The following is a 26,086-nucleotide window of genomic DNA, read 5'->3' as shown; positions in this document are numbered from 1 at the left end:
TAAAGCATCACTTCTCGTCGCTATCTGCTGTCTTGCGAGGTTTCACCTGCTCCATACTTTCTAAAATACGATGGTAATTATCAAAACGCTCTTCTGCAATTTTGCCTTGCTCTACGGCTTCACGCAGTGCGCAACCGGGATCGGTGGTATGGCTGCAATCGCGGAATTTACAATGACCGAGATAGTCACGGAATTCGACAAATCCTTGCGTGATTTGTTCCGGTGCCAAATGCCAGAGGCCAAATTCACGTACCCCTGGTGAGTCAATCACATCACCGCCATGCTGGAAATGATACAAACGAGCGGCAGTAGTGGTGTGCTGGCCTAAACCTGAGTTATCCGAAACGGTATTCACCAGAATTTCGTTATCAGTCGGTGGTAACAGCGCATTCAGTAAGCTGGATTTGCCCACACCCGATTGACCCGCAAAGATACTGATTCGCCCCGCAAGTGCTTGCTCGAAAGCCTCCATTCCCTCACGGGTCTGGCTAGAGACTTCCAGCACGTTGTAGCCAATACGGCGATAGATATCCATCATGCCATCAACGAATTTACGGCCATCGGCATCCAGTAAATCGATCTTGTTCAGCACGATCAACGGCTCAACATCCAGCGTTTCACAAGCCACCAAATAGCGATCGATAATATTAAGAGAAAGCTCTGGCAATATCGCCGATACGATCACGATCTGGTCGATGTTTGCGGCGATCGGTTTCACGCCATCATAAAGATCGGGACGCGTTAAAACAGAGGTGCGCTCATGAACAGCCTCAACGATACCTTTCACCCTCACGCCTTCCTGCGCTTGAAGGCCAGGACGCCAGACCACACGGTCGCCAGTCACCAATGACTTAATGGTGCGGCGGATATTACAACGGTGTTGTACACCATCAGTGGCTTCGACATCAGCATGCTGACCGAAACGGCTGATAACGATACCTTCTTGCGCATCGCCAAGCTGAGAGTCATCTAACTCAGGTTTTCTATCAGTGCGTAGCCGACGCTGATGATTCGCCTGTACACGGCGTTGTTGACCTTTGGACAGTTTATTCTTACTCACTGTGCCTCACTTGAATTTGCATTAATGCCCTTTGTCTTTGACGCCGCAGGGACCTATTTGCTGCCCGCCTAAAACGCCAATTTCTTTGGGTATATCGCTGGGAGCGACCAAAAGGGCTATGATACACATAATTTTATCAATTAACCTTTTGTTCGCTCGACTCATCCGCAACAGGCAGGAAATAAAATGGCAGAGAACCAAAATAATTTAATCTGGATCGATCTGGAAATGACGGGTCTTGATCCAGAACGGGATCGGATCATCGAGATCGCGACACTGGTCACCGATGCTAACCTTAATATTTTAGCCGAAGGCCCAGTCCTTGCCGTCCATCAATCAGATGAGCAGCTTGGGCTGATGGATGAATGGAATGTGCGTACTCATACAGGCAGCGGTTTGGTTGAGAGAGTAAAAGCCAGCCCATTTACTGACAATGATGCCCAATGGCAAACCATTGAGTTCCTGAAGCAGTGGGTGCCAGCAGGAACGTCGCCCATTTGTGGCAACAGCGTGGGTCAAGATCGCCGTTTCCTATTCCGTTATATGCCTGAGCTGGAAGCCTATTTCCACTATCGCTATCTGGATGTCAGTACCTTAAAAGAGCTGGCGCGCCGCTGGAAACCTGAAATTCTGGCTGGATTCAAGAAACAAAACACTCACCAAGCGCTGGATGATATCCGCGAGTCTGTGGCTGAATTGGCTTATTATCGCGAGCATTTTATTCAATTATAGTTCTCCTTCGCCCTTGCAGCGGCAGGGAGAACTGCCTTCCTGCCACTCCAAAAGCTTTGGATATATAATGTGTTTTGTTCCATCGATTAGCCTTGGTGATGCATTATTCATCACTCGGTGCTGGCAAATGAAACATATTGCTGCTTTAATCAGCACTTGCGTCGAAAAATGATTTTTTTGCTTTCAGGGGCTTGCGACAAAACGGATTTCTCGTATAATGCGCACCCCGTACCGATGAAGAATTCGCAAGTCTGCGTGAACGGATTCAGTACAGAGAAAACAGCCGCATTTAGGCTGAAAACAGTATTCAGGGCGGGAATAGCTCAGTTGGTAGAGCACGACCTTGCCAAGGTCGGGGTCGCGAGTTCGAGTCTCGTTTCCCGCTCCAACTTCTTCCAGTAGCGGAGAAGTTTGTAACAAAAGAATTAGCACTAAAAGAATAAATATATAAAAGCAATGCGTTAGTTTTTATGTGACGCGGGAATAGCTCAGTTGGTAGAGCACGACCTTGCCAAGGTCGGGGTCGCGAGTTCGAGTCTCGTTTCCCGCTCCAATTTTTATCTCTTTTAGCGTGCAGTTTTTGTAGTGAAAGCCAAATGCTGTCATAACAGCAGGGTGTAATAGCCTCTCAATGCGGGAATAGCTCAGTTGGTAGAGCACGACCTTGCCAAGGTCGGGGTCGCGAGTTCGAGTCTCGTTTCCCGCTCCAAAATTTTTATCCAATCCTGATTTAATTATCCACAGCCATGTCATGCGCTGTAACGTGCCTTACATACTATGTATTAACTTCTTCAACAGAGTTATCCACAGTTTCTGTTCATTTTATATTCAGGTGGTAATTTGAGCGATTTTATTTCGTGCTTTCTATCTGTCTGATTCTATGAAGTATATTTTTATGTGAAAACGTTACGCTGATCACTTGTGCTTTTTTTGGCGTTTGATTGCCAAGGCGTTTTTATTTTTATGCACAGGATTACTCTGAGTGCATTCGTGACACAAACAATAAAAAAACGATACCTAACCTCATTAAGACTCTGGTCATTAATGGCGTGTCAGGCATCGCGGGGGAGACCTTTTTCGATGGCCCGCACCAATCGTTTTTTCTGTGGTGATTGCACATCCACAATCAGTGTAGACCGTCTTTTCAATTGTTGTGATATTGCCCAATTAATATGTTCATCCAGCATCGGGTGAATACCCCTTCGTGCTTCCAACGCTAAGACAATACTGTCGAGATAGGGCGCATTGCCAAGCGCTACCGAGATATTGCGCAGCCAACGCAGATGGCCGATACGGCGAATAGCAGAACCTTCCGTGACACGCAAAAACTTCTCTTCATTCCAGGCAAAGAGATCCAACAAATCGGGGGTATGTAATACTTTGCGCGGGCTAAAATCTTCTTCGTCGGTGAGCTGGGAAAAACGATTCCAAGGGCAAATTAGCTGACAGTCATCACAACCATAAATGCGATTACCCATTAACGGACGAAATTCTTCTGGTATCGCGCCTTCTAACTCAATGGTGAGATATGAAATGCAGCGGCGCGCATCAACGGTGTAAGGGGCGACAATGGCACCAGTCGGGCAGGTGGTGATACAGGCCACGCAACGGCCACATTGCTCTTCTTGTGGTTTGTCTACTGGCAGTGGTAGGTCAATGAGCAGCTCGCCCAAAAAGAACCAAGAACCCGCATCACGATTTAAAATCAGTGAGTGCTTACCAACCCATCCAATCCCAGCCTTAGCAGCTAATGAGCGCTCCATGATCGGGGCGGAATCGACGAACGGACGGAAATTGATTGCTTGCTGCTCTAAGCAGTAATTTTGGATTTGATCGCCCAACTTTTTCAACCGTTGGCGCAATAATTTATGATAGTCGCGGCCTAATGCGTAACGGCTCACATAAGCTAACGATGAATCTTTCAAGGTGCTGGCAAATGCCGCTTTAGCGGGCAGATAATTCATCCGCACGCTGATCACCCGTAGCGTACCCGGCAATAATTCATGGGGTCGCGCGCGCAACATACCGTGGCGGGCCATCCAAGCCATTTCGCCATGATATTGTTTATCAAGCCAAGCCTGCAAACGCGGCTCTTCCGCAGACAAATCCGTATCACAGATACCAACTTGCTGGAAACCTAGCGATTGCCCCCATTGCTTGATATGTTGGGCTAATTGATTCAAATCGAGGGGGTGTGCCATGACGGACCATAGTAAGAAACAAATCGGGCTTAGTTTACCACACTCTGTTTTTTCTGCGGACTGGGTGCGTCAGAATGAGGCTATCGCTGCGGCGCACTTCTCTCTAACGCTATTCGATTTGATGGTCAGGGCGGGTGATGCCGCGTTTGAATTGGCGAGAAAACAATACCCTGCAGCACGTCATTGGTTGATTTTATGCGGTCATGGCAATAATGGTGGTGACGGTTATATCGTGGCGAGTCGGGCATTGGCGGCGGGATTAAATGTCACTCTCATCGCCTGTTCTGGCAATCGCCCACTGCCTGTCGAAGCCCATCAGGCGCAATCCCAGTGGCTGGCTGCTGGGGGAGTGATTAATCAGCCTGATACGCCATGGCCAGCCCATGTTGATTTGATTATCGATGGTTTGCTGGGGATCGGCCTGCGCGCCGCGCCACAAGGTGCCTATGCCACCCTCATTGATACCGCGAACCGCCATCGAGCGGCGAAAATTGCTTTGGATATCCCTTCTGGACTCAGTGCCGATAGCGGTGCTGCTCTGGGTTCTGTCATTCGTGCAGACCATACTTTAACGTTTATTGCGCTCAAGCCGGGTTTGCTGACTGGGCAGGCTCGAGATTGGGTTGGCCATTTACATTGTCATGAGTTAGGGCTGACGTCATGGTTAGCCACTCAACCCATGCAAATTGAACGTTTAACGCCGGCTCAATTGCCGCAATGGCTTAAACCGCGCCGCCCCTGCGCCCACAAGGGAGAACATGGCCGATTACTGCTGGTGGGGGGCGATAAAGGGCTTGGCGGGGCCATTCGTATGGCTGGGGAAGCCGCTTTACGTAGCGGTGCTGGGTTAGTGCGAGTACTCACTCACATAGAGCATGTGGCACCCATTTTGGCCGCGCGTCCGGAACTGATGGTGCAGGAATTAACGACCGAAACCCTCGAACAAGGTATCCGCTGGGCGGATGTATTAGTCGTTGGGCCAGGGCTAGGCCAATCCGAATGGGGCAAGAATGCGCTGAATTTATTGCAACAAAGTGATAAACCAGCATTATGGGACGCAGACGCACTTAACTTACTGGCATTAAATCCATTGAAGCGTCAGAATCGGGTACTGACCCCTCATCCAGGGGAAGCCGCTCGTTTGTTGAGTTGCCGCGTCGCTGATATTGAAAGTGACCGCTTACTTTCTGCCCGTAACATCGTTAAACAATATGGTGGTGTGGTGGTATTGAAAGGAGCTGGTACGCTTATTGCCAGTGAGCAGGGTGAAATGGCGATTGCTGACGTGGGTAATGCAGGGATGGCCTCCGGCGGCATGGGGGATATTCTGTCCGGCATTATTGGGAGTTTGATAGCACAAAAGCTAGTGCTGTATGATGCTGCCTGCGCAGGTTGTGTTGTGCACGGCGTTGCCGCAGACCAACTGGCTGAAGTTCAAGGCACCCGGGGTTTACTGGCCACAGATCTGCTGCCGGTTATTCCGAAGTACGTTAATCCTGAGTTAGCAAGATAGATATCATAGAATGAAAGAACTCGTTTTACCTCTGCCTGATGAGGCAGCGACCGTTGCATTAGGCGCCACATTGGCTCATGCCTTCGATGGTGCCAGCGTCATTTATCTCTTCGGCGACTTAGGTGCCGGGAAAACGACTTTTAGCCGTGGCTTTCTTCAGGCGCTTGGCCACGTAGGGCATGTGAAAAGCCCAACTTATACTTTGGTTGAGCCCTATGCATTAACGCCAAGGCCTGTTTACCATTTTGACCTCTATCGCTTAGCTGACCCTGAAGAATTGGAATTCATGGGGATTCGCGATTATTTCGATACACAGGCAATTTGTCTGGTGGAGTGGCCGCAGCAAGGGGCAGGGTTCTTGCCTCAGGCGGACGTAGAATTACATTTGGCTTATCAAGACGAAGGCCGTGAAGCGCGTCTGTTAGCTATTTCTGATGCGGGTGCAGAGGTATTGCGCCGTTTAGCTGCTGTGCAAGGATAAATTTGATAATGATGCATAGCATGACGCGAATTAATCGCTGGAAACATGCCTTGACCGCTGTTCTGCTAGTTTTGGTGTGGCTATTTACGCTACCGTCAGCGTTGGCGATGAAACTGACAGATATTAAGGTTAACAATGGCTCGACAGAAAGCCGAGTAACACTCAGCTTTGATGGTAAGCCAATCTATGCCTTTTTCTCGTTAAGTGGACCAGAGCGTGTGGTATTGGATGTTCGTCAAAGCGGCAATCTTTCTGGTCTACCGCTTGAGTTCAGTGGGCAGAATTTGCTGAAAAGAATTCGCTCGAGTACACCGAAAGATGAACAAAGCACGCGCTTAGTGCTGGAACTGACGCAAAAAGTCAAAACGCGCGCCGTCACTCAACAGTCGGGGAACAATTACACGGTGGTCATTACGATGACCGCCGCTGAAAGTGCGCCTGTTCGCCAAGCTCAGGTTTTAAATCAAACGAATACGCCTAGCCCTAATGCAGGGCGATTGACGTCTCAGGCAGCCAATACCAATACGCCTAGCCCCAATGCAGGGCGATTGACATCGCAGGCGGCCAATACCAATACCGCAGCTCGCGTGACTAATTCAAATCCCCCTACTGCGGCTAAAAACCCGTTTAATAATAAGCCAACAGTAGTCGTGAGTAGCGCCACCACGACGACCAATACGGCTCGCCCGATTAAGACGGCCAGTGTTGCGAACAGCAGTCGCGTGGTCGTTGCTATTGATGCGGGTCATGGTGGTCAAGATCCTGGTGCTATCGGGCAAAATGGCCTGAAAGAGAAGAATGTCACTATTGCCATCTCCCGTCGGCTTGAAGCGCTACTCAATAACGATCCGATGTTTAAACCGGTTTTAACGCGTAATGGCGATTACTTTATTTCAGTGATGGGTCGTTCAGACGTGGCGCGTAAACAGAGTGCTAACGTGCTGGTATCTATTCACGCCGATGCGGCACCTAACCGTAGCGCCACGGGGGCTTCTGTTTGGGTGTTGTCGAACCGCCGCGCGAACAGTGAAATGGGTAACTGGCTGGAGCAGCATGAGAAACAATCTGAGCTGCTTGGCGGTGCAGGTGATGTATTGGCTAATACCGCTTCAGACCCCTATTTAAGTCAGGCGGTGCTGGACCTGCAATTTGGTCATTCACAGCGGGTCGGCTATGACGTGGCGACCAAAGTGCTGCGAGAACTGGAAACGGTTGGCGATATTCATAAACGCCGCCCCGAACACGCCAGTTTAGGGGTGTTACGTTCACCGGATATTCCATCGTTACTCGTGGAAACCGGCTTTATCAGTAATAGTACGGAGGAGCGGCTGCTAGGCAGTAGCGCGTATCAGGAGAAGATTGCTCAGGCTATTTATAAAGGCTTGCGCAGTTATTTCCTCGCGCATCCGCTACAAGCCGACCCAAAGGTCGAAAACCGCCCGCTAATTGAAACGGCGGCGGTTGATTCATCTTCAAGACGTTCAAGTGCTAATCAGCCAGAACCGATCGTCAGTAATGCGCAAAGCGGCAGGGTATCTGCCGCTAAACCGGTTGTGACGGGGAAAACCCAGATCCACAAAGTGCAGCGTGGTGAAACCTTATCCGGTATTGCCAATCAATACGGTGTCAGCATGGCCGTATTACGACAAAATAATACGCTGAAAAATGATGTGGTCTGGGTTGGGCAACGTTTGAAAGTTCCTGCGTCAGGCAGCGCGGCTTCAGGTGCAGCCCCCAAGACGGTCGCTAAAGCTAAGACGAGCAAAAGTCAGCCGATTAAGCATCAGGTAAAACGTGGCGACACGCTGTCTGCCATTGCCGCCAGATACGGGGTGTCGATGAGTGAGATTGAGCGGACGAATAAGATTAAGTCAGGTAACGTCCAGCTCGGGCAGACCCTCACTATCCCACAATCGTAAGCAAAAGGAACCGCTATGCCGATTCAGATTCTACCACCACAGCTCGCTAACCAAATTGCCGCCGGTGAAGTGGTAGAACGTCCTGCATCGGTAGTCAAAGAGTTGGTAGAAAATAGTCTGGATGCGGGTGCCACGCGGATTGATATCGATATTGAGCGTGGTGGCGCGAAACTTATTCGGATCCGTGATAACGGATGCGGGATTAACAAAGACGATTTAGCGTTGGCTCTGGCGCGCCATGCCACCAGCAAAATAAGTTCGCTGGAGGATTTGGAAGCCATCCTGAGCATGGGGTTTCGCGGAGAGGCTCTCGCCAGTATCAGTTCCGTCTCTCGTTTGATTTTGACATCACGAACGGCTGAACAAAATGAAGCCTGGCAAGCTTATGCTGAAGGCCGCGACATGGCCGTTACCATCAAACCTGCCGCGCATCCTGTCGGTAGCACGCTAGAAGTACTGGATCTGTTTTACAATACGCCGGCCCGCCGCAAGTTTATGCGTACAGAAAAAACCGAGTTTGGTCATATTGATGAGGTTGTGCGGCGTATTGCGTTGGCGCGCTTCGATGTGGCTATCAACTTGAGTCATAACGGCAAGTTAATGCGTCAGTATCGAGCGGCAACCGATCCTTCGCACCATGAGCGGCGACTGGCCAGTATTTGTGGGCCAGCTTTTTTGCAGCATGCGCTGGCAATCTCTTGGCAGCACGGTGATTTGACGATTCGTGGCTGGGTGGCTGATCCGGCGGCGAGCCGTGCACTCAGTGAAATGCAATATTGCTACGTTAACAACCGCATGATGCGTGATCGGCTGATCAATCATGCGATCCGCCAGGCTTATCAGGATTTACTCAAAGACGACCAACAACCCGCCTATGTCCTTTATCTGGATATCGACCCTCATCAGGTGGATGTCAATGTGCATCCGGCTAAGCATGAGGTGCGTTTCCATCAGGCGCGTCTGGTCCATGATTTTATTTATCAGGCAGTGACGACGGTTTTACAGCAAACCGCCACCCCTGCTTTGGCCATCAATGAAGATGGTGAAGTGCTAGAAGCGCCGCGCTGGCAGCCAGAAAATCGTGTGGCTGCTGGGGTGAATAAGTATGCGCAACCTGAACCGACGAAAAACCCTTCAGTGGCGCGAAGTACAGGTTCGGAAAAGGGAGCTTCGGCCCGTGAGCATATCGCACCGACTTATCGCGCAGACCCGCCTTATCAAAAGCAACAAGGTGAGTTGTATCGCCAACTGGTACAACCGACGACGGTCGCTGCAGCCACGCCATCCGCTATAGGCAGTGAGTCAGTCATAGTTAATAAGTCAGTGATCGCTAATAAGCCAGTAGATGTGGCGATGACCATGCCTGTGTCACGGAAACTATCCGCTGACGAACCGTTACAAGGTGATAGCTACAGTTTTGGCCGCGTATTAACGGTATTTCCACCTTGTTATGCTCTGATTGAATATAAGCACGGTATAGCATTACTCGCGCTGAATGTTGCAGAGCGTTGGTTGAAGCAAGCGCAGTTGAACCCACCATCAGAGGGGCTGCGCGCTCAGCCACTTTTAATCCCCTTGAAGCTGCCGTTAGAGAAAAATGAAGCGGCAGCCTGTCAGCGCCATCAGACATTATTGGCTACGATGGGGATAGAAATGACCGTTGAGCAGGGTCGAGCGACTTTACGTGCCGTTTCTTTACCATTACGCCAACAAAATTTACAAAAACTGATACCGGAACTGTTAGGCTATCTGTCGCAGCATGAAGAGATATCGCCAGATACTTTGGCCACATGGTTAGCCCGCCACCTCGGCAGCGAACATGAGGTATGGAATGTGTCTCAAGCGATACAATTATTGACGGACGTTGAACGTCTTTGTCCACAGTTGGTGCATTCACCTCCTGTCGGGCTATTACAACCTATTGATATAAAGGCTGCATTGGCAACTTTGACTCATGAATGATATTGAAAATACCGCTCGGCCACCGGCAATTTTTATAATGGGGCCAACCGCTTCAGGCAAAACAGCACTTTCAATTGCGCTGAGACAACGCCTACCCGTAGAGCTGGTCAGTGTTGATTCCGCGCTGATCTATCGTGGTATGGATATCGGCACGGCGAAGCCCAGTGCAGAAGAACTGGCATTAGCGCCGCATCGCCTCATTGATATTCGCGATCCGGCTGAAGCCTACTCAGCCGCTGATTTTCGTCAAGATGCTTTAAAAGAGATGGCCGACATCACCGCAGCAGGGCGAATTCCGCTGCTGGTGGGGGGAACGATGCTGTATTTTAAGGCACTATTGGACGGGTTATCGCCATTGCCCTCTGCCGATCCGCTCGTGCGACAGCGCATTGAACAGCAAGCAACAGAACTGGGGTGGGAGGCATTGCACCAGCAATTGGCCGAGATAGACCCTGTTGCGGCGGCAAGAATTCATCCTAATGATCCCCAACGGCTCTCTAGAGCACTGGAAGTTTTTTTTATTTCAGGTAAAACTTTAACGGAACTGACTAAAATTTCGGGTGAAACCTTACCTTATCAGGTTCACCAATTTGCGATTGCGCCTGTTAGCCGGGAGCTTCTGCACCAGCGGATTGAATTACGTTTTCACCAAATGCTGGAAGCAGGGTTTGAAACAGAGGCTAGGGCGCTTTTTGACCGCGGTGATTTGCATACGGATTTGCCTGCCATTCGTTGTGTGGGATACCGGCAGATGTGGTCTTATCTGTCCGGTGAGATTGATTACAACGAAATGGTTTACCGCGGAGTTTGTGCGACACGTCAACTGGCAAAGCGCCAAATGACTTGGTTACGAGGCTGGAGTTCAGTTCAGTGGCTCGACAGTGACAAGCCGGGAGAGGCTTTAGACTCTGTAATACAGGTTGTTAGTGCATAGGTTGAATGATTGTGTACAATTGATTAGTACTCAACGCGCGGATTTTTTTTTACGCAGTTTATTTTTGAGCCGATAGGTTCTTAGTTAAAAACAACAAGCAAATAAGGAAAACATAGAATGGCTAAGGGGCAATCTTTGCAAGATCCGTTCCTGAACGCATTGCGTCGTGAACGTGTTCCGGTTTCTATTTATTTAGTGAATGGCATTAAACTGCAGGGCCAAGTTGAGTCTTTTGATCAGTTTGTCATTCTGTTAAAGAATACAGTCAGCCAGATGGTTTATAAGCACGCCATCTCTACTGTCGTGCCTTCCCGCCCGGTTTCGCATCACAGCAATAACCCAGGTGGTAGCACCAATAATTATCATGGTAGTAATCCGTCTGCGCCTCAACAGCCGCAGCAGGATAGCGATGACGCTGAATAAAGCGTATCGCAGTTCGACCATGACGGAGAGCATAAGCAACGGATTCGGGCTTATGTTCTCCGCACTAGCGGTATTGATCCGTTTGAGAGGTTGCACGTTTGTTTGACCGCTATGAAGCCGGTGAGCAGGCCGTACTGGTCCATATCTATTTCTCGCAAGACAAAAACTCAGAAGATCTGCGTGAGTTCGAAGCGCTAGTCTCTTCTGCGGGCGTTGAGGCTTTGCAAATTGTGACGGGGAGTCGCAAAGCACCACACCCTAAGTTCTTTGTTGGCGAAGGAAAGGCCGTAGAAATTGCTGACGCAGTAAAAGCCAGTGGCGCGACTGTCGTCTTGTTTGATCATGCCCTATCCCCTGCTCAAGAGCGAAATCTTGAGCGTTTGTGCGAGTGCAGAGTTATTGACCGTACAGGGCTGATTTTAGATATTTTTGCCCAACGAGCTCGTACCCATGAAGGTAAATTACAAGTCGAATTAGCGCAATTGCGCCATATCGCGACTCGTTTGGTACGAGGCTGGACGCACCTTGAGCGTCAAAAAGGGGGGATTGGCCTAAGAGGGCCTGGTGAAACCCAGTTGGAGACTGACCGCCGTCTGTTACGTGACCGAATTTCCTTGATTTTGAGCCGGCTAGAACGCGTAGCTAAGCAGCGTGAGCAAGGTCGTCGTGCGCGTACACGCGCTGATATTCCGACAGTCTCTTTGGTGGGATATACCAACGCCGGTAAATCCAGCCTGTTTAACAAAATTACGGCAGCTGATGTTTATGCAGCTGACCAATTATTTGCCACACTGGATCCAACGTTACGCCGCATCAATGTGGCTGATGTCGGGGATACGGTATTGGCGGATACGGTAGGTTTCATTCGGCATCTGCCGCACGATTTGGTTGCTGCTTTTAAAGCAACATTACAAGAAACGCGGCAGGCCTCATTACTGTTACACATTATCGATGCAGCTGATCCTCGGGTAACTGAGAATATGGCCGCGGTCGATTCTGTCTTGGCAGAAATCGAGGCCGATGAAATACCTACATTATTAGTGATGAATAAAATCGATTTGTTGGATGATTTTGTCCCGCGAATTGACCGCAACGAAGACAATCTGCCAGTCAGAGTTTGGCTTTCAGCTCAAACCGGCGCAGGGATCCCGTTGCTATTTCAAGCGTTGACGGAGCGTCTTTCAGGTGAGATCGCACACTATGAATTACGTTTGCCGCCTCAGGCAGGTCGTCTACGTAGCCGTTTTTACCAGCTTCAGGCAATTGAAAAAGAGTGGATAGATGAGGACGGGAACGTCGGTATGGTGGTAAGAATGCCTATCGTGGATTGGCGTCGTCTCTGTAAACAAGAGCAAGAATTGAACAGTTATATTCAAACACATTGATTAACTAATCTTTCTTGCGAGATTGAGAGCCAGCGTCTTTGGCATGTGCTCTTGGCCTGAAGAAAACCAATCATAGAAGAATGGAGCTAAAACATGGCGTGGAATCAGCCCGGTAATAACGGACAGGACCGCGATCCGTGGGGGAGCAGCAATAATAATGGCGGCAACTCTGGCGGAAATAACAATAATAAAGGTGGCCGTGACCAAGGGCCGCCTGATCTGGATGATATCTTCCGTAAACTGAGCAAAAAACTGAGTAGCCTCGGTGGCAAAGGTGGCGGAAGCGGTAATGGCAACAATGGCGCGACACAAGGCCCTGCTATCAGTGGTCGTATTGTGGGCATCGCCGTCGTTGCGATTGTGGTTATCTGGGCGGCAAGTGGTTTCTATACAATTAAAGAAGCCGAGCGCGGTGTTGTGACTCGCTTGGGTAAATTAAGCCACATCGTACAGCCTGGTTTGAACTGGAAACCGACCTTTATCGATGAAGTGACCCCAGTTAACGTTGAATCTGTACGTGAATTGGCCGCTTCTGGTGTCATGCTGACCTCCGATGAGAACGTGGTTCGCATCGAGATGAACGTGCAGTATCGTGTGACCGACCCAGCTGCATACCTGTTTAGCGTGACTAATCCTGATGACAGTCTGCGTCAGGCAACAGACAGCGCAGTGCGTGGTGTTATTGGTAAATACACCATGGACAAAATTCTCACCGAAGGCCGTACCATCGTTCGTAGCGATACTCAGCGTGTACTGGAAGAAACGATTCGTCCGTACAACATGGGGATAACGTTGCTGGACGTTAACTTCCAGGCTGCACGTCCGCCGGAAGAAGTTAAAGCCGCATTTGATGATGCAATTGCAGCCCGTGAAAACGAACAGCAGTATATTCGTGAAGCGGAAGCCTATACCAACGAAGTCCAACCTCGTGCTAATGGCCAGGCGCAGCGTCTGTTAGAAGATGCTCGTGCATATGCCGCGCGTAAAGTATTGGAAGCGCAAGGTGAGGTTGCCGGTTTTGCCAAGTTGCTGCCTGAGTATAAGGCTGCACCAGAAATTACCCGTGAACGTTTGTACATCGAAACCATGGAGAAAGTTCTGGGTAAAACCCACAAAGTGTTGGCTAATGATAAAGGCAATAGTTTGATGGTGTTGCCATTGGATCAAATGATGCGCGGTCAAAGCGCAGATAAAGCGGACGGTAACAAAGACACCAGCCTGCTTCGTTTGAATCCACCTTCCTCTGCTAATAGCAGCCAAGAGTCTGGTGCAAGTAGTTCAAGCTCAACCAGTGGCTCTATCATGGATCAGCGCCGAGCGAATGTTCAGCGTGATACTTCCACTCGCGTAGGGAGAGAATAACCAATGCGTAAGTCTATTTTACTTATCGTCGTTGTGGTGTTAGTTGCACTCTACGCTTCGATGTTTGTGGTACAAGAAGGCCAGCGCGGGATTGTGCTGCGCTTTGGTAAGGTATTGCGTGATAGTGATAACAAGCCACTGGTGTACTCACCGGGCCTGCATTTCAAAATACCCTTTATCGAAACAGTGAAGACGTTAGATGCTCGTATCCAGACTATGGATAACCAAGCTGACCGTTTCGTTACCAAAGAGAAGAAAGACCTGATTGTCGACTCATACTTGAAGTGGCGTATCAGCGATTTCAGCCGTTACTATCTGGCAACAGGTGGTGGTGATATTTCTCAGGCAGAAGTCCTGCTGAAACGTAAATTCAGTGACCGTTTACGTTCTGAAATTGGCCGTTTGGATGTGCGCGATATCGTGACTGACTCCCGTGGTCGATTGACGACTGAAGTTCGTAACGCATTGAATACCGGTACAACAGATGATGAAACTGTCACGACAGAAGCTGATGATGCCATTGCCTCTGCTGCTGCCCGTGTTGAGCAGGAAACCAAAGGTAAACAACCTGCGGTTAACCCGAACAGTATGGCGGCACTGGGGATTGAGGTGGTTGACGTGCGAATCAAGCAAATCAACTTACCAGCTGAAGTCTCTGATGCTATCTTCCAGCGTATGCGTGCTGAACGTGAAGCGGTAGCCCGTCGTCACCGTTCACAAGGTCAGGAAGAAGCAGAGAAGTTGCGTGCAACGGCTGACTATGAAGTCACACGTACACTGGCAGAAGCAGAGCGTCAGGCGCGTATTACTCGCGGCGGCGGTGATGCAGAAGCGGCTCGTCTGTTTGCCGATGCCTTCAGCAAAGATCCAGACTTCTATGCCTTCATCCGTAGCTTGCGTGCGTATGAGAACAGCTTCAACAGCGGCAAAGATGTGATGGTGTTGAGCCCAGACAGCGATTTCTTCCGCTACATGCGTTCACCTGATAACTCGAGCAAGCGTCCATAACGGCTGTTGTAACAGCGTGTTTTGACCGTAATAGCAAGGCCCGTTCATACGGGCCTTTTCTTTTTGAAACCATTTTGACCTTTTGAGACAGACCATGAATTCAACCATTTTGTTAGCATTGGCACTGGTTTTGGTGCTTGAAGGACTGGGTCCGATGCTTTACCCCAAAACTTGGCGCAAAATGATTCAGTCGATGACCCAATTACCCGATACGACTTTGCGCCGTTTTGGTGGAGGATTAGTGGTTGCCGGAGTCGTTATCTACTACATGTTGCGTAGCCGCATGGGTGGCTAAATGTAAGCACAAATATTGTTCAATTATGTGTTAAAAAGTACTGAAAGCCACCGTATGAGATGTTAGAATCCTTTTTTAAGCAACCTGGTGATTTTTGAGATGGGTAAGAACGTCGTCGTACTGGGCACCCAATGGGGTGACGAAGGTAAGGGCAAGGTCGTTGACCTGCTGACTGAACGGGCTAAATATGTTGTGCGCTATCAAGGTGGTCACAACGCTGGCCATACTTTGGTTATCAACGGTGAGAAAACCGTTCTTCATTTAATTCCCTCAGGTATTCTGCGTGAAAACGTAATCAGCATCATCGGCAACGGTGTTGTACTGGCGCCTGACGCTTTAATGAAAGAGATGACAGAACTTGAAGCGCGCGGTGTGCCTGTTCGTGAGCGACTGTTACTCTCCGAAGCATGCCCATTAATCCTGCCTTATCATGTGGCTCTGGATAATGCGCGTGAAAAAGCACGTGGTGCAAAAGCTATCGGTACTACTGGTCGTGGTATCGGTCCTGCCTATGAAGATAAAGTTGCTCGTCGTGGTCTGCGCGTCGGTGACTTGTTCAACAAAGAAACCTTCGCAATCAAACTGAAAGAAATTGTGGATTACCACAACTTCCAGTTAGTGCATTACTACAAAGAAGACGCGGTTGACTACCAAACTGTGCTAGATGAAGTGTTGGCTATTGCCGATATTTTGACTGCTATGGTTGTTGACGTTTCTGAATTGCTGGACAGTGCCCGTAAGCAAGGTGCATTGATCATGTTCGAAGGCGCACAAGGCACCTTACTGGACATCGACCACGGTACTTATCCATACGTGACCTCCTCTAACACCACCGCTGGTGGCGTTGCGACAGGTTCAGGCCTTGGCCCACGTTATGTTGATTATGTACTGGGTATCGTTAAAGCGTATTCTACTCGTGTTGGCGCAGGTCCATTCCCGACTGAGCTGAACGACGAGACAGGCGAATTCCTGCGTAAGCAAGGTAACGAATATGGCGCGACCACTGGCCGTAGTCGTCGTACTGGCTGGTTGGATATCGTTGCGGTACGCCGTGCTGTACAGATCAACTCCTTATCTGGCTTCTGCATGACCAAATTGGACGTGTTGGATGGCTTGAAAGAAGTGAAACTGTGTGTCGGTTACCGTATGCCAGATGGCCGCGAAGTGGAGACTACACCACTGGCTGCTGAAGGTTGGGAAGGTATTGAGCCAATCTACGAAACCATGCCAGGCTGGTCAGAAACCACCTTTGGCGTGAAAGAACACAGCAAGTTGCCACAGGCTGCTCTGAACTACATTGCACGTGTAGAAGAGTTGACGGGTGTTCCGGTTGATATCATCTCTACCGGCCCTGATCGTGAAGAAACCATGATCCTGCGCGACCCATTTGATGCGTAATTGATGATTCATTGGCTCACCGCCAAAAATCAGCATTAGATGTGTGCTTTAAGTAATAGCCGGGCTTACGTCCGGCTTTATTGTTTATGCTTTCCCTGCATTAGCGATTTACCTGCAACGTCAAACTTGTATACAACGTCAATAAAACTGGGGAAGGAAGATATGCTGAAACTGCCCCGACATGCCGTTTTACATCAAAAACTCACCTGTCACCTAAATGATTAGTCGCAAGCTTTATGGCTGGTTTATCATTCAAACTATATATCAGTCATACTACAAGTTGCATGGGTGTTCACTGTCTTCGTTCCCCCTAATCACTTACTGATGGTAAGCTCTTGGGAATTCACTCAGTTGCTGCCTTTCTGTAACTCGAATGATTTAGGATATAAGTTTTCTAAATAACACTTAGAATCGCACTTCTGACTGATCAAATATGTGTCATCTTAGATGGGTTTAAGCCGAGTAAACTGATACTCAGGGGTATATGTGCAGTTAACAAGTTTTACTGATTATGGTTTGCGGGCGCTGACTTACATGGCCTCGCTGCCGGAAGGCGAAATGACCAGCATTTCTCAGGTAACTGAGGTCTATGGCGTGTCTCGTAATCATATGGTTAAAATAATCAATCAGTTGAGCCGTGTCGGGTTGGTCACTGCGGTGCGGGGTAAGAACGGTGGAATACGGTTGGGTAAACCTGCCGAGCAGATTCGAATTGGTGATGTTGTACGCCAACTTGAACCACTCTCACTGGTGAACTGTAGCAGTGATTTTTGCCATATCACCCCCGCTTGCCGCTTGAAACAAGTGCTAAATCAGGCGGTGCAGAGTTTCCTAAACGAGCTGGATAACTATACTTTGGCTGACATGGTCCAAGATAACACTCCACTCTATAAGCTATTACTTGTTGAGTAGTTTTTATAATAAAACATGTGTATACCCCATAAAATGAGAGGTGTAGGACGGCGGTAAGCAAGATAATCCTGAGATGCCCAATGAGTGAGGGCTGCTGCAAGTCAGTGATTCGGGAGAGCGAGTGCCGTTAATACGCCTACAATTTGGGAATACAGCCTGCTGCTGACAACGGAGGAACCGCAATGTCACAAGATCCATTCTTGGAACGAGAAGCAGAAAAATATGAGTCGCCGATCCCAAGCCGGGAATTCATTTTGACTCATCTCGCCAAGCGCGAAACCCCTGCCAGCCGTGAAGAGCTGGCTAATGAACTGAATTTAACCGGTGAAGAGGCTTTAGAAGCACTGCGCCGCCGCCTACGCGCGATGGAGCGTGATGGGCAATTGGTCTTCACTCGTCGCCAGTGCTACGCCTTGCCGGAGCGCCTAGACTTATTACGCGGTACGGTTATTGGCCACCGTGATGGCTTCGGCTTTTTGCGTGTTGAAGGTAGCAAAGATGATTTGTATCTCTCCGCAGAACAGATGAAAACAGCGATTCATGGTGATGTGGTCTTGGCTCAAGCGATGGGCGCAGATCGCAAAGGTCGCCGTGAAGCGCGTATTGTGCGGGTATTGGTACCGAAAACTAGCCAAATCGTTGGCCGCTACTTTACCGATGCAGGTATTGGCTTTGTGGTGCCGGATGATGGTCGCCTGAGTTTTGATATCCTGATCCCACCGGAGGCAATCAACGGTGCGCGGATGGGGTATATGGTGGTGGTTGAGTTAACCCAGCGTCCGACTCGCCGGACCAAAGCTGTGGGTAAAATCGTTGAAATTCTTGGCGAAAATATGGGCACGAGCATGGCGGTAGACATTGCTTTGCGTACCCATGAAATCCCGCATACCTGGCCACCTCAGGTAGAAAAACAGGTTGCAGATCTAAAAGAAGAAGTGCCAGAAGCGGCGAAAAAAGGGCGCGTAGACTTACGCAACCTACCATTGGTTACCATTGATGGCGAAGATGCTCGTGACTTCGATGATGCTGTGTATTGCGAGAAAAAACGGGGTGGCGGCTGGCGTTTGTGGGTTGCCATCGCGGATGTCAGCTATTACGTGCGCCCACGTACGGCGCTAGACGATGAAGCGCGTAGCCGTGGTACTTCAGTCTACTTCCCATCGCAAGTCGTCCCGATGCTGCCGGAAGTGCTGTCGAACGGCCTCTGTTCATTGAACCCGCAAGTCGACCGCTTGTGCATGGTGTGTGAGATGACCATCTCCTCACAGGGCAAGCTTTCATCTTATAAGTTCTATGAAGCGGTAATGAGCTCCCATGCGCGTCTGACCTATACCAAAGTGTGGCGCATCATTGATGGTGAAGAGTCGCTGCGTGAACAATATAAGCCGCTGGTGCCGCACTTATTAGAGCTGCATACCATGTACAAGGCGCTGGATAAGGCCCGTGCTGAACGAGGCGGTATTGCGTTTGAGACCGAAGAGGCTAAATTCATTTTCAACGCTGAACGCCGTATCGAGCGTATCGAATCGACGGTGCGCAATGATGCACATAAGCTGATTGAAGAGTGCATGATTTTGGCGAATATCGCCGCGGCGCGGTTTGTCGAGAAACATAACGAACCTGCCCTGTTCCGCGTCCATGACCGCCCAAGTGATGACCATATCTCCGCGCTACGCAGCGTGCTGAGTGAGTTGGGTCTGACACTCGGTGGTGGCTTGAAACCTGAGCCAAAAGACTATGCGGTGCTGATGGATGAAGTCGCTGATCGTCCAGACCATGAAATGCTGCAAACGATGTTGCTGCGTTCCATGAAGCAGGCGATTTACGATCCGGAAAATCGGGGTCACTTTGGTTTGGCATTGGCTTCTTATGGTCACTTTACCTCACCCATCCGTCGCTATCCTGATTTGGCGATGCATCGTGCTATCAAGTACCAGCTTGCGAAAGAGCAAGGCAATGTGAAAGAACGTTGGACGCCTACTGGCGGCTGGCACAGTGAGTTCGAAGAGATGCTGCAATTGGGTGAACACTGCTCAATGACTGAGCGCCGCGCGGATGAAGCCACCCGTAATGTGGCGGATTGGCTGAAGTGCGACTTCATGCAGGATCAAGTTGGTAAAGAGTTCACCGGTATTATTGCCAGTGTGACTGGATTTGGCTTCTTCGTGCGTCTGGACGATCTGTTTATCGATGGTTTGGTGCATGTTTCTAGTTTGGATAACGACTACTACCGCTATGATAGCATCGGCCAGCGCTTGATCGGCGAGTCTTCTGGTCAAGTTTACCGGTTGGGCGATACCGTCGAGATTCGGGTGGAAGCGGTCCATATGGATGAGCGCAAAATTGATTTTGCACTGGTATCCAGTACTCGCAAGCCACGTGGCGAAGGCAAGACTGCTCGTGATAAAGCGAAGAAAGCGGATGGTCAACGTACTATGCGCGATACGTCCTCGAGCCGTGGTGGTCGTGGTAGTTCTTCCGGTGCGCCGCGTCGTGATCAGGCACCAGCAGGGGCAGGTCAAAAACGGCCTCGTCGCGCGAAGAAACCGGTTAATTTCGAGCCAGATAGCGCTTTTCGCCCAGCAGATGCAGCCGCTAAGCTAGACGACAAAGTGAAAGCTGAGAAAAAAGCTAAAGCAAAAGCGAAAAGAGCCTCTGCAAAAACGAAAAAAATTGCCGCTGCCACCAAGGCCAAGCGTGCGAAGAAAAAAACCAGTAGCGACGAGTAATGGCGTTGTAGTCGGGTGGCTTCGGTCACCCGCATTAATTTAATCATTGGCTGGCAAATTATGTTGTCTGCTAACACATGTAAAAGAGCATCATGAGCGAAATTATTTACGGCATTCACGCCGTCAAAGCCCTGTTAGAAAACGATCCACAGCGTTTCCTTGAAGTTTTTATACTGAAAGGTCGTGATGATCGTCGCCTACAGCCACTTGTCGCTGATTTGGAAGCGGCGGGTTTAGTGATTCAGGTTGCCAGCCGTCAGTGGTTGGATGGGCAGGTTGAAGGCGGCGTCCATCAGGGTATCGTGGCGCGGGTGCGTGAAGGGCGTCAGTATCAAGAAAATGATCTGCCAGCTTTACTAGAAAGCCTAGAGACGCCTTTCCTGTTGGTGCTCGATGGTGTCACTGATCCTCATAATCTGGGGGCATGTTTGCGTAGCGCGGATGCCGCAGGCGTCCATGCGGTTATCGTGCCACGGGATCGCTCCGCACAGCTCAATGCGATTGCTAAGAAAGTGGCCAGCGGTGCAGCAGAAAACGTGCCTTTGATTAAGGTGACGAATCTGGCGCGTACCTTGCGTGTGCTGCAAGATCACAATGTCTGGATTGTGGGGACGGCTGGCGAAGCCGATCACACTCTGTATCAGAGCAAGATGACTGGCCCGATGGCGCTGGTAATGGGCGCAGAAGGTGAAGGTATGCGTCGTTTAACCCGCGAACACTGTGATGAATTGATCAGTATTCCGATGGCAGGAACGGTTTCTTCGTTGAATGTGTCAGTGGCCACCGGTGTCTGCTTATTTGAAGCTGTGCGCCAGAGAGCGCTGAAAGGTTAATTTTTTTCTCTTTATGCTTCGTCAAAAGCCAACATTTATCGATGTTGGCTTTTTTATTTGCGATGTGACGGCGCCATCGCAATTATCTGCGTTAGATAGGGGTTTGATCCCTGTTTGTGATGAGTCTGTCAGCAAAAACTCCCACCTACACCATACTTAATCCTGATTTATGAATGCCGGTTGTACATTCATACCCTGAGTCATTGGCATAACAGGTCGATTAAACCCCCTGTCACTGCTAATCAGAAGGGTAAGTACCGAAATGGAGGAAGGTATGGAGTGGCAGACCCACTTGGTTTTCAATCAACCAGAGCCATTATCGAACAGTAATTTATTTTTATCTGATATGGCATTGCGAGAAGCCGTGATGCGGGAGCATGCGGGTTGGGATGGGGAGGAACTCTCTCTGATTGGGTTACAACTTGGTTCGCAGGAGTCACTGGAATTAGGGCGGTTGGCAAACAATAACCCGCCCGAATTATTACGCTACGATGCCGCCGGTCAGCGGCTAGATCAGGTGCGATTTCACCCCGCGTGGTATGTGTTGATGCAGGAATTGGTTAAGCATCGGGTGCATAACCTACCTTGGCAGGAAGATGCTCGCATCGGCTCTTTTGTGGCTCGAGCGGCACGTTTTATCCTGCATGCTCAAGTTGAGGCCGGAACGTTATGCCCCATCACGATGACATTTGGTGCTATTCCTTTGTTGCAACAATCACTTCCACCGCTTTTTCAAAATTGGCTGCCGCCATTGCTTTCTGATCGCTATGACTCTCATCAGGTCGTTGGTAACCAGAAGCGGGGCTTGCTGATTGGGATGGGCATGACGGAGAAACAGGGAGGCTCTGATGTACTCAGTAATACTACGCGGGCAGAACCGTTGGGCTCACGTGGTCACGGTGAAGCTTATCGTCTGGTGGGGCACAAGTGGTTTTTCTCTGTGCCGCAGAGTGATGCTCATCTGGTACTGGCGCAGGCCGAAGGCGGCTTATCTTGTTTCTTCCTGCCTAAAATATTGCCTGATGGCACCCATAACGCCATTCGATTAGAACGGCTGAAAGATAAGCTGGGTAACCGTTCTAATGCCAGCAGTGAAGTGGAATTTGAAAATGCTAGCGCATGGCTATTGGGTGATGAAGGGGACGGAATCCGCCAAATCTTGAAGATGGGCGGATATACCCGTTTCGATTGCGCATTGGGTAGCCATGGTCTGATGCGACGAGCCTTTTCTGTTGCGCTCTACCATGCTTGGCAGCGGCAAGCATTTGGCAAAGCATTGGTTGAGCAACCTTTAATGCGGCAAGAACTCAGCCGCATGGCATTGCGCCTTGAGGGGCATACCGCGTTACTGATGCGTTTAGCTCGATCATGGGAGAAGCCCAAAGAGGCTCACGAACAGATATTCAGTCGCTTACTGACACCGGCGGCAAAATATCGAGTCTGTGGTCTGGGCAGTGCCTTTGTTGCTGAAGCGATGGAAGTACTTGGCGGGATCGGCTATTGCGAACAAAGTGAACTGCCACGACTTTATCGTGAAATGCCGGTCAACAGCATCTGGGAGGGGTCTGGCAATATCATGTGCCTTGATGTATTGCGTACATTCCGCAAGCTGCCAGCAGCCATCGACATGCTACAACAAGAGTTTTATCCAGTACGTGGGCAGAACCGTTTGTTTGATCGCGCATGGCGGCAATTGCAGCAGCGGTTGAAAGCCCCCAAGGAAGAACAGGGACGAGCACTGACTCAACAACTCTTTGATCTGTGTTGTGCGGCACAATTAATGCGTTTTTCATCGCCTCCTGATTAGACATGAGATAAATACAGGGGTAACCGTGAGATAATTATGGGACTTTAGGGGAAGACTGTGGATTTCGTGGGATACTTTTTGTAAAACGATTACTGTATGTGAAAAGGAGTTAGGCTTACAGTAATCTCCTTTAAAATTCTGCTACCAACTTCAACTGGTAGTATCAGCCGGAAATCCACACCCTACATGGAGAGACTCATGGACAATGATACCTTAGAAACACTGTTGGTGGCCCAGGTTGCTACTTTAGCCCATCAAATTAAACAGGCCAAAGCAGCAAGGGGAACAACAACTACTGATACCTGCGTTGGTGAAGCCGTAAGAATGATTAAGAATCAGCGTCCTGAAATCCTTCGCAAGCTCTGTGAAACTCGCTAGTTTCACAATCGATAAGCATCGTCGCGTCAATCAGCAACACGACCTCGTTTAGCACCTGACGGGCTTGCCCAACTGGCAACCCGCTAAGGTGCTGTTTGATGATGTTTATGGCTAACTTTGAAATTTCCGAATTATCTAAAGCGATACTGCTGTAGCTGGTTTCTGACATGTTTATTTCCTCGTGGATGAATAACCCATGAATATAATGAGCTAAATCGGAAAACAGGGATGGTAAAGCCCTTTAACTATCCATCTTCACCCGAAGCCCCATCCTCAAATAATTTCCCCTGCATCCGATCCAGTTCTTCTCTTTTTACCCGTTTCACAACGCTGTAAATCCACTGAAGCGAAACGCCGAACTTACGGGCCAGTTCGTGATGATTGCGTCCGTCAAACTCCAGGAAGATCTCCCTGTCGCGCTGGCTAACTCTCCAAACCATGCCCATCGGGAAATACACGTTCTGCCCGCCCCAGACCTGCATCATACGGTTGGCCACTGCCTCGCCGATTTGGTCAGCCACGGCGACGTCAATCTCAATGATTTCACGCACCGTGGTAGCTGTATGCTGGGCGAGTTCAACTAGCAATTCAGGCCCTTTACTGCGAAACTGGCTATGGTCGCTCATGATCGTTTCCCCGTTGTCCGGTAATGCCACTTTTTGAGCTTCTCAATAACACTGCTGGCCTGTTCCGAATTCAGCCAGCGCAATCCGTCAACACCTGTTTCCCGTTTAACCCAACGTGCCAGCGAGAGTTCAGAACTGTCACGGATAACGCCTGCTGCAGCCATATCCAGCCAGAGAGCGCGTATTTTTCGGGACTGTGGATGGTCATCCAACGCAATACCAGTTTTAGCATTCCCGCCAGGCTTGACCCTGAATCCTTTCTTTTTCATGGAGTCCAAAACTTTGGTTAGCTGCGGAAGATCCATCCCTTTGGCTGAAGCCCTACCGGTTAGCCCCTGCAACATCTGACGGTAGGTATCTTCGTCCATCTTCAGATCATTACGGGCAATATGAATAAGCTGGATTAATTGTTGTTTAGTCATGGCTGTCGTCTCCAGCAACCAGTTGGCCAATATAATCGACAAAAAGCGGCAAAGTTATTGGCCAGAGCAGGAAGATAACTGACCAGCTTACCCAGCGTTTCGCCCCCTGGTAACGCGAGTAAAAACCCATATAAAGGTGCAAATTAGCGGTACACCAGCCCACAAAGCCATACCAGAACACACCAGATACAATGAACTCTGCCATCATCGTGCCCCCAGTTTCCGCTGTTCCTGTCCGTTTATTGGCTGGTGCAGCCTGATGTTCTCGCCTTCCCTGTAACCAAGGTGGCGGGACATGTCCGCATCACGTGATTTCCCAGCCTCACGGCCCGTGGTTGTGCCTGAATCTGGGTATTTCTGCTCAAGCCAGAGTTTAGCCAGCTCCCGTTCCTCGCGGGACATAGCAAATAAATGAACCTCGCTGCGCACGGCCAGTACCCAGCCTTCGGCAAATTTATCACCTCGACTGGTTTTGGTTTTGTTCTTGATCCTTTTATTCTGCTGCCCGATATAGCTTTTACGTGCCGCTATTAATTGTCTGGCCAGCACCTCCCATGTGTACGAGGCCAGTTCCACACGACCTTTATTACCGTAAAAACCAACGCGGGGGTTAAAGCCGGAATGAATAATAGATTTAACGCCAAATGCCGTTTGGATGATATCCAGCAGGCCCAGCATATAACGTGGGGGATTAACGCTACCTGCAGCCCAGTAGCGACTGATGCTTTCATCAATGTCACTAAGTGCAAGGTCATTTTGGGTAATATTGTATGCCTGCATCAGTTTTTGGGCGCGTTGTAGGGCCAGCGCCGCTTCGTGGGGGTTATCGGATTTAGCCAGCGCCAGCAGTTTTTTTAACTTCTCCAGCACTTTTTCATTATTTTGCTGCATAAGTCACCCCCAGACGTTCGGCAAGGCGTTCCAGCTTTTTCTGCTTATGAAAGTCAATAATCAGCCCCATCCCGTTGAGGCGGAACTGTTCAATCATGATTTCAACGTCAGCCAGTTCGCCAGCTAGGTCAACTTCGTTACCCAGCCCATTCATATTACGAGCAGCGGCAGCGGCCAGTTCGGCAGCTTCTTCTATCAGCTTCAAAGCCTGAGCTTCTGGCCCGAAGGTTTTCAGGGCCAGATTGTAGATCATCGAACGGTTATACAATTTCATGCCTTTCATCTTCTCTTCCCCAAATTAATGGCGTGATACGCCGATAACTTTCACGTGGCCATTCTCAGTTATTTCCAGCTCGTACAGCGGCGGCATTTTTCTCAGGTGGTCACTGGTTGCGTGAAGAACGTAAATGGCCTGATCCAGGCCATTGGTTGCTACGATGGCGTGCGAAGCCATGCTGATTAATTTGATTAATACCTGTCTGATATGAGTGGGTGTTTCACAACCACAGTCGCTGATATATTCCGCGACAATCTCACGGGTGCGTTTTTCGGCCTCTTTAGCGGTAATCATTTCTTTGCCTCGCAAGGGATGAACTCCATGGAAGGGATTTCTACGTAGTAATGCTGGCTGCAGTGAGGGCATACCAACGTGACGAGAACCGCAGGGACACGGTATTTACCGGAGGTAATCACGCTGGCCTCGCTGAACTTAATGGTGGTAATGCCTTTCTGGCAGTTGATACATTTGATGGACATATTTAATTCCTTAAAGCTGTTTTCGGCGTGCAGAAACCCACGGCGCTGACGCCGAAATA

General features: G+C 49.6%; 25 protein-coding genes, 3 tRNA genes and 1 pseudogene. 20 read left to right on the top strand and 9 right to left on the bottom strand.

Annotated features, from left to right (window positions below; genetic code table 11):
* Window positions 1–7: 7 nt before the first annotated feature.
* Complete coding sequence (gene rsgA / locus DA391_RS20445) at window positions 8–1,060, bottom strand: small ribosomal subunit biogenesis GTPase RsgA (protein WP_019211353.1); 1,053 nt, start codon at window positions 1,058–1,060, stop codon at window positions 8–10.
* Window positions 1,061–1,246: 186 nt separating this feature from the next.
* Between rsgA and orn the strand changes: the two genes are divergently transcribed.
* The 4 genes from orn (at window position 1,247) to DA391_RS20420 (ending at window position 2,501) form a co-directional block, all read left to right on the top strand.
* The gene (orn, locus tag DA391_RS20440; protein ID WP_098905156.1) at window positions 1,247–1,792 is read left to right on the top strand and encodes an oligoribonuclease; all 546 of its coding nucleotides are present in this window, start codon (window positions 1,247–1,249) and stop codon (window positions 1,790–1,792) included.
* Window positions 1,793–2,104: 312 nt separating this feature from the next.
* Window positions 2,105–2,180 (top strand) — tRNA-Gly (locus tag DA391_RS20430).
* Window positions 2,181–2,269: 89 nt separating this feature from the next.
* Window positions 2,270–2,345, top strand: a tRNA-Gly gene (locus DA391_RS20425).
* A gap of 80 nt (window positions 2,346–2,425) precedes the next feature.
* Window positions 2,426–2,501 (top strand) — tRNA-Gly (locus tag DA391_RS20420).
* Window positions 2,502–2,844: 343 nt separating this feature from the next.
* Here the strand turns inward: DA391_RS20420 and queG are convergent.
* A complete protein-coding gene (queG, locus tag DA391_RS20415) occupies window positions 2,845–3,993 on the bottom strand; it encodes a tRNA epoxyqueuosine(34) reductase QueG (protein WP_108088154.1) in 1,149 nt (382 codons plus the stop codon).
* Between queG and nnr the strand changes: the two genes are divergently transcribed.
* From nnr to DA391_RS24265, 16 genes and pseudogenes are all read left to right on the top strand, one after another.
* The gene (gene nnr / locus DA391_RS20410; protein ID WP_098905157.1) at window positions 3,992–5,506 is read left to right on the top strand and encodes a bifunctional ADP-dependent NAD(P)H-hydrate dehydratase/NAD(P)H-hydrate epimerase; all 1,515 of its coding nucleotides are present in this window, start codon (window positions 3,992–3,994) and stop codon (window positions 5,504–5,506) included. The two genes, queG and nnr, sit on opposite strands and share 2 nt — an antisense overlap.
* A 10-nt stretch (window positions 5,507–5,516) precedes the next feature.
* Entirely contained in the window at window positions 5,517–5,987 is a 471-nt protein-coding gene (tsaE, locus tag DA391_RS20405) for a tRNA (adenosine(37)-N6)-threonylcarbamoyltransferase complex ATPase subunit type 1 TsaE (RefSeq protein WP_050080932.1), read from the top strand.
* Window positions 5,988–6,049: 62 nt separating this feature from the next.
* Window positions 6,050–7,906, top strand: a complete 1,857-nt coding sequence (gene amiB, locus DA391_RS20400; RefSeq protein ID WP_050286654.1) for an N-acetylmuramoyl-L-alanine amidase AmiB — start codon at window positions 6,050–6,052, stop codon at window positions 7,904–7,906.
* A gap of 15 nt (window positions 7,907–7,921) precedes the next feature.
* Window positions 7,922–9,868: a DNA mismatch repair endonuclease MutL gene (gene mutL, locus DA391_RS20395; protein WP_098905160.1), complete on the top strand. Its 1,947-nt coding sequence runs from the start codon at window positions 7,922–7,924 to the stop codon at window positions 9,866–9,868.
* The gene (gene miaA / locus DA391_RS20390) at window positions 9,861–10,802 is read left to right on the top strand and encodes a tRNA (adenosine(37)-N6)-dimethylallyltransferase MiaA (RefSeq protein ID WP_108088153.1); all 942 of its coding nucleotides are present in this window, start codon (window positions 9,861–9,863) and stop codon (window positions 10,800–10,802) included. Before mutL ends, miaA begins: the two co-directional genes overlap by 8 nt.
* A gap of 117 nt (window positions 10,803–10,919) precedes the next feature.
* Window positions 10,920–11,225: an RNA chaperone Hfq gene (gene hfq / locus DA391_RS20385; protein ID WP_019211346.1), complete on the top strand. Its 306-nt coding sequence runs from the start codon at window positions 10,920–10,922 to the stop codon at window positions 11,223–11,225.
* Between the two features lie 98 nt (window positions 11,226–11,323).
* Window positions 11,324–12,610, top strand: coding sequence for a ribosome rescue GTPase HflX (hflX, locus tag DA391_RS20380; protein ID WP_042806653.1), 1,287 nt, complete (start codon window positions 11,324–11,326; stop codon window positions 12,608–12,610).
* A 93-nt stretch (window positions 12,611–12,703) separates the two neighbouring features.
* Window positions 12,704–13,972: an FtsH protease activity modulator HflK gene (hflK, locus tag DA391_RS20375; RefSeq protein WP_050080929.1), complete on the top strand. Its 1,269-nt coding sequence runs from the start codon at window positions 12,704–12,706 to the stop codon at window positions 13,970–13,972.
* Window positions 13,973–13,975: 3 nt separating this feature from the next.
* Window positions 13,976–14,980, top strand: coding sequence for a protease modulator HflC (gene hflC / locus DA391_RS20370; protein ID WP_050080928.1), 1,005 nt, complete (start codon window positions 13,976–13,978; stop codon window positions 14,978–14,980).
* A gap of 94 nt (window positions 14,981–15,074) precedes the next feature.
* Complete coding sequence (locus tag DA391_RS20365; protein WP_049604988.1) at window positions 15,075–15,275, top strand: DUF2065 domain-containing protein; 201 nt, start codon at window positions 15,075–15,077, stop codon at window positions 15,273–15,275.
* 99 nt (window positions 15,276–15,374) lie between these two features.
* Window positions 15,375–16,673 carry an adenylosuccinate synthase gene (locus DA391_RS20360; RefSeq protein ID WP_019211342.1) on the top strand — a complete coding sequence of 433 codons (1,299 nt, stop codon included), beginning with the start codon at window positions 15,375–15,377 and terminating at the stop codon, window positions 16,671–16,673.
* Window positions 16,674–17,159: 486 nt separating this feature from the next.
* Window positions 17,160–17,585: a nitric oxide-sensing transcriptional repressor NsrR gene (nsrR, locus tag DA391_RS20355; protein WP_050080927.1), complete on the top strand. Its 426-nt coding sequence runs from the start codon at window positions 17,160–17,162 to the stop codon at window positions 17,583–17,585.
* 182 nt (window positions 17,586–17,767) lie between these two features.
* Window positions 17,768–20,314, top strand: a complete 2,547-nt coding sequence (gene rnr, locus DA391_RS20350) for a ribonuclease R (RefSeq protein WP_050286609.1) — start codon at window positions 17,768–17,770, stop codon at window positions 20,312–20,314.
* Between the two features lie 92 nt (window positions 20,315–20,406).
* Window positions 20,407–21,147 carry a 23S rRNA (guanosine(2251)-2'-O)-methyltransferase RlmB gene (rlmB, locus tag DA391_RS20345; RefSeq protein ID WP_050080925.1) on the top strand — a complete coding sequence of 247 codons (741 nt, stop codon included), beginning with the start codon at window positions 20,407–20,409 and terminating at the stop codon, window positions 21,145–21,147.
* Window positions 21,148–21,409: 262 nt separating this feature from the next.
* Window positions 21,410–22,945, top strand: a pseudogene (locus tag DA391_RS20340) (isovaleryl-CoA dehydrogenase); the annotation flags it as partial.
* 207 nt (window positions 22,946–23,152) lie between these two features.
* Complete coding sequence (locus DA391_RS24265; RefSeq protein ID WP_159074578.1) at window positions 23,153–23,332, top strand: hypothetical protein; 180 nt, start codon at window positions 23,153–23,155, stop codon at window positions 23,330–23,332.
* Between the two features lie 245 nt (window positions 23,333–23,577).
* Here DA391_RS24265 and DA391_RS20330 read toward each other — a convergent pair whose 3' ends face one another.
* Genes DA391_RS20330 through DA391_RS20300 form a run of 7 tightly spaced genes read right to left on the bottom strand, consistent with a single transcriptional unit; the run spans window position 23,578 to window position 26,027 of the window.
* A complete protein-coding gene (locus DA391_RS20330; RefSeq protein ID WP_108088151.1) occupies window positions 23,578–23,958 on the bottom strand; it encodes a Mor transcription activator family protein in 381 nt (126 codons plus the stop codon).
* The gene (locus DA391_RS20325) at window positions 23,955–24,380 is read right to left on the bottom strand and encodes a gp16 family protein (RefSeq protein WP_108088150.1); all 426 of its coding nucleotides are present in this window, start codon (window positions 24,378–24,380) and stop codon (window positions 23,955–23,957) included. Before DA391_RS20325 ends, DA391_RS20330 begins: the two co-directional genes overlap by 4 nt.
* Window positions 24,373–24,588: a hypothetical protein gene (locus tag DA391_RS20320; RefSeq protein ID WP_108088149.1), complete on the bottom strand. Its 216-nt coding sequence runs from the start codon at window positions 24,586–24,588 to the stop codon at window positions 24,373–24,375. Before DA391_RS20320 ends, DA391_RS20325 begins: the two co-directional genes overlap by 8 nt.
* Window positions 24,585–25,271: a DUF2786 domain-containing protein gene (locus tag DA391_RS20315; RefSeq protein ID WP_108088148.1), complete on the bottom strand. Its 687-nt coding sequence runs from the start codon at window positions 25,269–25,271 to the stop codon at window positions 24,585–24,587. Before DA391_RS20315 ends, DA391_RS20320 begins: the two co-directional genes overlap by 4 nt.
* A complete protein-coding gene (locus DA391_RS20310; protein WP_108088147.1) occupies window positions 25,258–25,554 on the bottom strand; it encodes a hypothetical protein in 297 nt (98 codons plus the stop codon). The genes DA391_RS20315 and DA391_RS20310 overlap by 14 nt, the downstream gene beginning before the upstream one ends.
* A 15-nt stretch (window positions 25,555–25,569) precedes the next feature.
* Window positions 25,570–25,857: a hypothetical protein gene (locus DA391_RS20305; RefSeq protein ID WP_240624765.1), complete on the bottom strand. Its 288-nt coding sequence runs from the start codon at window positions 25,855–25,857 to the stop codon at window positions 25,570–25,572.
* Window positions 25,839–26,027, bottom strand: coding sequence for a hypothetical protein (locus tag DA391_RS20300; RefSeq protein WP_108088145.1), 189 nt, complete (start codon window positions 26,025–26,027; stop codon window positions 25,839–25,841). Before DA391_RS20300 ends, DA391_RS20305 begins: the two co-directional genes overlap by 19 nt.
* Between the last annotated feature and the right edge of the window lie 59 nt (window positions 26,028–26,086).

It is taken from the genome of Yersinia massiliensis (assembly GCF_003048255.1).
Classification (GTDB): Bacteria; Pseudomonadota; Gammaproteobacteria; order Enterobacterales; family Enterobacteriaceae; genus Yersinia; species Yersinia massiliensis_A.
The sequence above is the reverse complement of the archived record's forward strand: the minus strand, read 5'-3'. Positions and strand labels throughout refer to the sequence as shown.